The sequence below is a fragment of the Streptococcus sp. OH4692_COT-348 genome, assembly GCF_003859975.1.
GTDB lineage: Bacteria > Bacillota > Bacilli > Lactobacillales > Streptococcaceae > Streptococcus.
This window is the reverse complement of sequence record NZ_RQZB01000004.1, coordinates 121,356-130,485: the sequence shown is the minus strand read 5'-3', so window position 1 is coordinate 130,485 and position 9,130 is coordinate 121,356. Positions and strand designations below refer to the sequence as shown.

Annotated in this window: 6 protein-coding genes; 3 read left to right on the top strand and 3 right to left on the bottom strand. The window is 38.5% G+C overall.

From position 1 onward, the window contains the following. Window positions 1-193 precede the first annotated feature (193 nt). The 3 genes from EII37_RS03480 to EII37_RS03470 are packed head-to-tail and all read right to left on the bottom strand — an operon-like array spanning window position 194 to window position 3,986. Window positions 194-1,852, bottom strand: a complete 1,659-nt coding sequence (locus EII37_RS03480; RefSeq protein WP_124787598.1) for an iron ABC transporter permease — start codon at window positions 1,850-1,852, stop codon at window positions 194-196. After that, window positions 1,842-2,933: an ABC transporter ATP-binding protein gene (locus EII37_RS03475; protein ID WP_124787597.1), complete on the bottom strand. Its 1,092-nt coding sequence runs from the start codon at window positions 2,931-2,933 to the stop codon at window positions 1,842-1,844. The genes EII37_RS03480 and EII37_RS03475 overlap by 11 nt, the downstream gene beginning before the upstream one ends. A gap of 12 nt (window positions 2,934-2,945) precedes the next feature. After that, the gene (locus EII37_RS03470) at window positions 2,946-3,986 is read right to left on the bottom strand and encodes an ABC transporter substrate-binding protein (RefSeq protein ID WP_124787596.1); all 1,041 of its coding nucleotides are present in this window, start codon (window positions 3,984-3,986) and stop codon (window positions 2,946-2,948) included. A gap of 319 nt (window positions 3,987-4,305) precedes the next feature. Here EII37_RS03470 and leuS point away from each other — a divergent pair, with 319 nt between their 5' ends. The 3 genes from leuS (at window position 4,306) to EII37_RS03455 (ending at window position 8,716) form a co-directional block, all read left to right on the top strand. Next, complete coding sequence (gene leuS / locus EII37_RS03465) at window positions 4,306-6,807, top strand: leucine--tRNA ligase (RefSeq protein WP_124787595.1); 2,502 nt, start codon at window positions 4,306-4,308, stop codon at window positions 6,805-6,807. A 164-nt stretch (window positions 6,808-6,971) separates the two neighbouring features. Next, window positions 6,972-7,427 (top strand): MarR family transcriptional regulator, encoded by a 456-nt coding sequence (locus EII37_RS03460; protein ID WP_124787594.1) that lies wholly within the window; start codon window positions 6,972-6,974, stop codon window positions 7,425-7,427. 56 nt (window positions 7,428-7,483) lie between these two features. Then, complete coding sequence (locus EII37_RS03455) at window positions 7,484-8,716, top strand: acyl-CoA thioesterase/BAAT N-terminal domain-containing protein (RefSeq protein WP_124787593.1); 1,233 nt, start codon at window positions 7,484-7,486, stop codon at window positions 8,714-8,716. Window positions 8,717-9,130: the final 414 nt, after the last annotated feature.

The window sequence follows — 9,130 nt, the reverse complement described above, 5'->3', positions numbered from 1 at the left end:
CTTCGTCAGTCTTATCTACAACCTCAAAGCAGTGCTTTGAGCAACCTGCGGCTAGTTTCCTAGTTTGCTCTTTGATTTTCATTGAGTATAATCAGTCTAGACTTGTTTGCTATGAACTGAGAATTTGATAAGAATATCAAGATAAGAAAAAACAGCCGAGGGTAATCCTTTCAGCTGTTTTTGATGGGGAAAACTAAAGTGTAATGCTATTGCTTTTAGAGATTTTCATAAACAAGAGCAAGGAACCTACTGTCAGAACAGTGAGGATAGTTGACAAGGCTGCGGCAACACCGTAATTTCCTCTGAGAACCTCTGTATAAATAGCTACAGTCATTGTTCTTGTTTTGACATTGTAGAGGAGGATAGAAGTAGAGAGTTCTGAAATCATTGTAACCCAAGATAGGATAGCTCCAGAAATAATACCAGATAGCATCATTGGAGTTGTAACCTTGGCAAAGGTATTGAAACGGCTACTTCCTAAGCTTTCAGCAGCTTCTTCAATACTTGGTGCTATTTGTTGCAAGCTAGCAACAGATGAGCGAATAGTATAAGGTAATCTTCTGACAGATAGAGACATAATTAAGATGAAAGCAGTCCCTGTAATCATAAGAAATCCACTTCCAAATAGACCAGTATTGAAGGAAGAAATGAAGGCAATCCCTAGAACGGTTCCTGGTACAATATAAGGGACCATACTAAGGCTGTCAATTAAGTTTGTAAATAAATTCCGTTTTCTAACGGCTAGGTAGGAGATAAATATTGCGAATAGGACAACTAGAACTAAGGCAATCAAAGGGATACGAATGGTATTGAAAATAGCAGACCCCATACGATTGAAAGCTACCTTGTAACTGTTTAGAGAATAACCTTTGACAAATACCATACCTGATGTTTTTAGGAAAGAAGTATAAATCAAGTAGACTTGAGGTAGAACAGAGAACAAGATAATTCCGTAGACTGTTGCATAAATGGCAACCATTTTTCCTTTTGTGGTTTTTTTAGGCTCAATTGGATGGAGCGAATTCATACTGAAACTGTAGCGGTTTGAAATGTATTTTTGGATAAGGAAAATCGCCAAGGCAATGATAATCGCCATAACTGCTAAAGCAGATGCAAAAGCAGAATTTCCTCCAACCTCGCTAATAAATTGGGTATAAATCAGGACAGGGAAAGTCCGATATCCTTCACCAATTAACATAGGTGTTCCAAAGTCTGAGAATGCTCTCATAAATACAAGCAGGGCAGCCGCTAGTAAGGTTGGAACTAGAAGAGGTAAAACAACCGTTACGATACGCTTAAATCCGAAGGACCCCATGCTTTCAGCGGCTTCAAGTAGAGAATTGTCAATACTTTTCATTGTTCCGGCAACGTATAGAAATACCAGTGGGAATAGTTGCAGTGTAAAGACAAGTACAATTCCTTTGAATCCATAAATATCGATAGCTGGAAGATGAAGGGTATTTGTCAAGAATTTAGTGATGACCCCATTTCGTCCCAGCAAGAGAATCCAGGAGTAGGCTCCCACAAAAGGAGCTGACATGGAAGCAATGATAATTAATATTTGTAGAAATTTCTTTCCCTTGAAGTCATACATAGAGAAGAGATAAGCTAATAAGGTTCCTACGACTAAGGAAGTGACAGTGGCGGTAATGGAAACCTTGAAACTGTTGACGAGTGTCTCAGAATAGTAGGCTTTACTAAAGAAAGTGACAAAATTAGCTAGTGAGAATTGTCCTTCATGTATGAGTGCTTGCTTGAGCACGGTAACGATAGGATAAACGAGAAAGACAAGATAGGTAAGAAAGATGAAGAAAGAGGAGGCTGTCCAAATATTTAGTTTTTTACGTTCCATGGTTGACTCCTTTTATCAGGTTTTGGGAACCATCTGCAGAAAAAACGTTTAATTTTTTAGTATTGATTCGTAGACGAATACGATCGCCTTTTTGTAGATCTTCTTCAAAAGTTGATTCTTCGCTAACTTGAATTTTTGAGGCAAATCCTGTCTCGATGAAATATTCAGTATTTAGTCCAAGATAGACGCTATCGCTAATAGTTCCTTCAATATCTCCAGATTCATCTTTGATAAACTCTTCAGGACGAATGCTTACATGAATAGCTTGCTCCTCAGCCTGATCAAGAGCTGGCATTCGAAGGGCATAGCCATCTGAAAAGACTATATAAGCGCCGTCGCTCCGTTTTTCGAGATTGGCGGGGATAATATTTGTTCGTCCGATAAAGGTTGCTACAAACTCATTAGCTGGTTTATGATAGAGTTCTTTTGGTCGGCCGATTTGTTGGATAACTCCATCTTTCATAACAGCAATTTGGTCTGAAATCGCCATGGCTTCTTCTTGGTCGTGGGTCACATAAACAGTTGTAATTCCCACTTCGTGTTGGATTTCTCGAATGGCTTGACGCATATCCAAGCGAAGTTTGGCATCCAGATTACTAAGTGGCTCGTCCATGAGGAGAACACTTGGATTAACCGCTAAGGCACGTGCCAAGGCGACACGTTGTTGTTGTCCACCACTGAGTTTATCAGGCTTTCGGTCTGCATATTGAGCAATTTGCATGAGTTCAAGATACTTGTTGGTCTGTTGAATCAATTCTTCTTTTGGAACCTTCTTTTGCTTAAGACCAAAAGCAACATTGTCTCGGACAGTCAAATGTGGGAAAATAGCGTAGTTTTGGAAAACCATCCCGATATTGCGTTTGCTGGGTTCCATATTATTGATTTTTGTATCATCAAAGTAAAATTCTCCGCCTTCGATACTGTTGAAACCTGCAATCATGCGAAGAAGGGTCGTTTTCCCACACCCTGAAGGACCAAGGATGGTAAAGAGACTTCCTTTGGGAACTGTAATGTTTAAATTATCAATAACAGGGACATCGTGGTAGATTTTTTTGGCGTTAATAATTTTGATCTCACTCATAGTGAACCTCTTTTACTGTTTAGATTGGATATCTGTAAAAATGTCATTGTACTTTTTAAGAATAGTGGATTTATTTTTAATGACATAATCTGAATCTTCGGTAGCAATCTTGATTTCTGTCATAGCCTTCATATTTTTATTGGTTTTAGCATTTTTACGAATAGGTCTGATTGTAGTTTCAGTTCCTAGCTTATCTTGGATTTCTTGAGAAAGGATGAAATCGATAAATTTCTTAGCGTTTTCCATGTGTTTGGCGTTTTTGACGATGGCCGCGTTACCAGGTAAAAAGACGGTTCCTTCTTTTGGATAAATGACTTTTACATCAACTCCATCATTTAAGAGTTTTAAGGCAGGATCTTCATAGGTGAGTCCAACAGCCATTTCCCCATCAGCGACAGCTTTGTAAACATTTGAAGAGCTAGATGCAATTTTTCCATCTACTAGGGTAAATAGATTTTTCACATAGGTCCAAGCTTGTTCATTTTCGTATCCACCTTGGTCTACAAGCATGTTTGTTAGTTGTGCAAAGGCGCTAGAAGCATTACTTGGATCAGCAGTAGCGATTTTTCCTTTTAATTTAGGATTGAGTAAATCATTGTAACCTTCAATTTTAATATCTTTTGTAAGAGATGAATTGGCAATGATGACACTGACATCAAGTGTATAAGGCGTGTAGAATCCAGTTTTATTTTGATATTCAGGGATTATCTGGTCGTTTTCTTGGGAAATATAAGGTTCAAAAAGTTTTTCGTTAGAAGAGAAGAGGGCATAGGAGCCTCCGAAAATGACATCGGCTACTGGGGATTCTTTTTCGGCCTCAGCTTTTTTGAACAATTCACCCGTGCTGGCTTGTACTAAATCAACCTTAATACCATATTTTTCTTCGAAGGCAGGGATTGTCTCTTCGATAAGGTCTTCAGGGTTAGGCGAATAGATAACCAAAGCATTATCCGAATCTGTTTCAGTGTTAGTTTCCGCTTCTGTTGTTGAAGAACATCCTGATAAAGTAAGAAATATCCATCCACAAGAGAGAAAGAATAGTAGTTTTTTCATAAGAATCTCCTTTTTTACGAACATTTTCACTCCACAACTTGCTTAATATTTATAATTTGCAGAGTTCTATAGGATATAATAAAAACCTTAAAGAAATCTAAAACTGGGAATATGAGTCAAAGACGCTAGGGGGAAAAGATGGAAGAGACAAATAATCGATATAAGTTAATTTCAAGTGCTAGCTAATTTTTTATACTGCTAAATAAGTTGGATTTGCTATTCGAACTTTCTTACCATCCAAGCCCAAAAGAACATTTCTCGTCTTTCAAATTCCCTCAAAAATGGTATAATAGTAGCATCACAAAATTGGAGAGAGACCATGAGTTTTTACAATCATAAAGAAATTGAGCCTAAGTGGCAGGGCTACTGGGCAGAACATCATACCTTTAAGACAGGAACAGATGCATCAAAACCAAAGTTTTATGCGCTTGATATGTTCCCTTATCCATCTGGAGCGGGTCTGCACGTAGGACACCCAGAAGGCTATACAGCAACCGATATCCTCAGCCGTTACAAACGTGCGCAAGGCTACAATGTCCTTCACCCAATGGGTTGGGATGCTTTTGGTTTGCCTGCAGAGCAATACGCTATGGATACAGGTAATGACCCAGCAGAATTTACAGCGGAAAATATTGCCAACTTCAAACGACAAATCAATGCGCTTGGATTTTCTTATGACTGGGATCGTGAAGTCAATACAACAGATCCAAATTACTACAAATGGACGCAATGGATTTTCACTAAGCTTTACAAAAAAGGTTTGGCCTATGAAGCGGAAGTGCCAGTAAACTGGGTTGAGGAATTGGGAACTGCCATTGCCAATGAAGAAGTGCTTCCTGACGGAACTTCTGAGCGTGGAGGCTATCCAGTTGTCCGCAAACCAATGCGCCAATGGATGCTCAAAATCACGGCTTACGCAGAGCGCTTGCTTAATGACTTAGATGAACTAGATTGGCCAGAGTCTATCAAGGATATGCAACGCAACTGGATTGGTAAATCAACTGGTGCTAATGTAACCTTCAAGGTTAAGGGAACTGATAAGGAATTCACTGTCTTTACTACTCGTCCTGATACTCTTTTCGGTGCGACTTTCACTGTTTTGGCTCCTGAACATGAATTAGTAGACGCCATCACAAGTCCAGAGCAAGCAGAGGCAGTAGCAGACTATAAACACCAAGCTAGCCTTAAGTCTGACTTGGCTCGTACAGACCTTGCCAAAGAAAAAACTGGTGTTTGGACTGGTGCTTATGCCATCAACCCTGTCAATGGTAAGGAAATTCCAGTCTGGATTGCCGACTATGTTCTTGCTAGTTATGGTACAGGTGCAGTAATGGCTGTTCCTGCTCATGACCAACGTGACTGGGAATTTGCCAAACAGTTTGACCTTCCAATCGTAGAGGTGCTGGAAGGTGGAAATGTAGCAGAAGCTGCCTACACAGAAGATGGACTTCATGTCAATTCAGACTTCCTAGATGGACTCAACAAAGAAGACGCAATTGCTAAGATTGTGGCTTGGTTGGAAGAAAAAGGCTGTGGACAAGAGAAGGTTACCTACCGTCTCCGCGACTGGCTCTTTAGCCGTCAACGTTACTGGGGTGAGCCAATTCCAATCATTCATTGGGAAGATGGAACTTCAACAGCTGTTCCTGAAAATGAATTGCCACTTGTCTTGCCTGTAACCAAGGATATCCGTCCCTCAGGTACTGGTGAAAGTCCACTAGCTAATTTGACAGACTGGCTTGAAGTGACTCGTGAAGATGGTGTCAAGGGTCGTCGTGAAACCAACACCATGCCACAATGGGCAGGTTCAAGCTGGTACTACCTCCGCTATATTGACCCACACAATACTGAGAAATTGGCTGATGAGGATCTTCTTAAACAATGGTTGCCAGTAGATATCTACGTGGGTGGTGCAGAGCATGCTGTTCTTCACTTGCTCTACGCTCGTTTCTGGCACAAATTCCTCTATGACCTCGGTGTTGTTCCGACGAAAGAACCATTCCAAAAACTCTTTAACCAAGGAATGATTTTGGGAACAAGCTATCGTGACCACCGTGGGGCTCTTGTGGCAACTGACAAGGTTGAAAAACGTGACGGTTCTTTCTTCCATGTAGAAACGGGGGAAGAGTTGGAGCAAGCACCAGCCAAGATGTCTAAATCGCTCAAGAACGTTGTTAACCCAGACGACGTAGTGGAGCAATACGGTGCCGATACCCTTCGTGTCTATGAAATGTTCATGGGACCACTTGATGCTTCGATTGCTTGGTCAGAAGAAGGTCTGGAAGGAAGCCGTAAGTTCCTTGACCGTGTTTACCGTTTGATTACAAGCAAGGAAATTGTTGCAGAAAACAATGGCGCTCTCGACAAGGTTTACAACGAAACCGTTAAAGCTGTCACAGAGCAAATCGAATCTCTCAAATTCAACACAGCCATTGCCCAACTTATGGTCTTTGTCAACGCTGCCAACAAGGAAGACAAACTTTATGTAGACTACGCCAAAGGCTTCGTTCAGTTGATTGCACCATTTGCTCCTCACTTGGCAGAAGAGCTCTGGCAAACTGTTGCAGCAACAGGTGAGTCAATCTCTTACGTGGCTTGGCCAACATGGGACGAAAGCAAATTGGTTGAAGACGAAATCGAAATCGTTGTCCAAATCAAAGGAAAAGTTCGTGCCAAACTCATGGTTGCTAAAGATCTATCACGCGAAGAATTGCAAGAAATTGCTCTAGCGGATGAAAAAGTCAAAGCAGAAATTGATGGTAAGGAAATCGTAAAAGTAATTGCGGTACCGAATAAATTGGTTAATATTGTAACGAAGTAACCAATTTATTTGCTGATTTCCAACTTCAAACTGTTTGGGCTAAATGAACTCGCCAATATCGTTGTAAAATAAGAAATGAATCCTTCAGAGTAGAATCTGGAGGATTTTTTATTTGACAGGAAGTTTCTGTTTTGTTAATATGATTAACAAAGGAAAGAGAGATTATGGATAAAAAAGAATTTATTGCATTTAATAATCGTTTCAATAGATTTATTTTAGCGTTTGACCAGTTAAAAAAAAATCAACATAAAAGTGGTGTTGACAAATCCATTACTTTGAATGAGGTACATTTGATTGTTGTGATTGGGGAAAATCAGCCCTTAAATCTAGTAAAATTATCTGAATTATTAGAAGTTTCAAGAAGTGCAATAACTCAAAGTATTAGGAGATTGATTCAAAAAAATTTAGTTGTTTTTGATTTTGATCCGAATAATGGAAAAAATAAATATTTGAGATTATCTGAAAAAGGCATCGAAATTTTTAAAATCCATAAGGAGCAACAAGAATATATTGAAAAATCAATCTTTTCAGTTTTAAACAACTATAGCGAGGTGGAACTTAAAACAGTTGTGAAATTGATGGATGATATTGAAAAGGTGTGGGGAGAATTACCGTGGTAAAAGTCACGGTAAATTTCAAATATAATTGTTAAGTAAATTAACAAAAAGGAGAAGACATGACTGTAAACATAGAACTGATTTCACAAACAGATTTAGCGGATGAATCTTTTTATATTGCTATTAATGGTTTAGAACCAAGGGCAATGTATTGTGTAGAAATGTACCTGTCTGATTATTACTGTATAAATGCTCCCTTGCTTTTAGATCATGATGTTATATGGAAATCAACCGCAATTTTTTTATCTGATCAGGACGGTATGATTGATACCTCTCAGACAGCATCTATTTCGGGATCTTATAAAGGAGTTTCAGAAATGGGATTATTCTTTAATGCGAAACCGTTGAAGAATAGGAAAAGGAGATTACCGAGTTCTCTTGATAGAATTCCATTACGAGATTGTTTTGGTGTTGAAATTAAAATCAAGCTGGGGAAAGATGTGGTCGCGGAGCAAAGTTTCGTAAGGCGTTATATGAATCTAGGAGTAAGATATCAAGATATCTATGATAAGCATTTTCAAGGTCGATTATTTTATGATGAAAAGTTAAGAAGGGCGCCAGCCGTGATTATTGTTAGCGGTAGTGAGGGAAGAATTGAAAAAGCTCAGAATATTGCCCAACTTTTATCTTCAAGAGGTTATATTTGTCTTGCGATAGCTTATTTTGGTTTAGAGGGATTACCCCAAAATTTAGAACGAATTCCAATAGAATGTCTGGAGGAGGCGAAAGATTTTCTATATCATCATCCTCAAGTTGATAATACAAAAATAGGAATATATGGTCGTTCTAAAGGAGCAGAGCTTGTTCTGGCTGGACAAAGTATTTTGGAAGATGTGCAATGTTTGGTACTCAATTCCCCCTCAAATGTAATATTTGAGGGAATAAAGGGAAAACTCAACTCTCATTCATCTTCTTGGACATATTTGCAAAAGGAACTTCCGTATCAAAAATTTCAACTAGGAAATTATTTGTTAAACAAGTTTTTTGGAAAACATATTCCTGAAGATAGTAGGGCTCAGATTGATGTGAGTAAAATTTCCTCTCCTTTATTATTACTAGGAAGCGATGTTGATGAAATATGGAATGCATCATCCGCGATAGATGATATCATTTCACACTATAAAGGGGAATCCATTTTGTTTAAAAAATACCATGAAACAGGGCATATGTTGACGGTTGCTTATCAACCGAATCATCGTTATCGAAAAGATTGGCGCTTATTAATGAAAGAAAGTGTGGACTCATGGTTTGCCACGATAAATTATTTTGATACATATCTGAAAAATTTGTAGATAGTGCTGAACCGTACTATAATAGTCCCAACTAAGATAAAAACACAGTTCTAGTTGGTAGTCCAGTCTACAAAAGCAATTGTTCAAACAAGAGAAATTTGAACTCAAACAGTAAAAACGTAGAGAGAACTACAAGAGTTACTAGTGACTTTCTCTTTCATAAAATAGAACAGCTCTTCTCGGATAAAAAGAGCTGTTTTTTGCTTGTATTGAAAATTCTTTTCATCTATTATTTCCTAATAGATTTACTTGTCGTCAAAAATTTGGCTAATGGAAGTTTCAAATTCAGGACAATACTTACTTGCTTCAAATTCAATCATATCATATTCAGCAGTTTCATTTTGATAGAAGGGATTGTGTGTCATGATTTCTAGTTAATTTTTTATTGTTTGATTTGTCGAGAATAATACTACC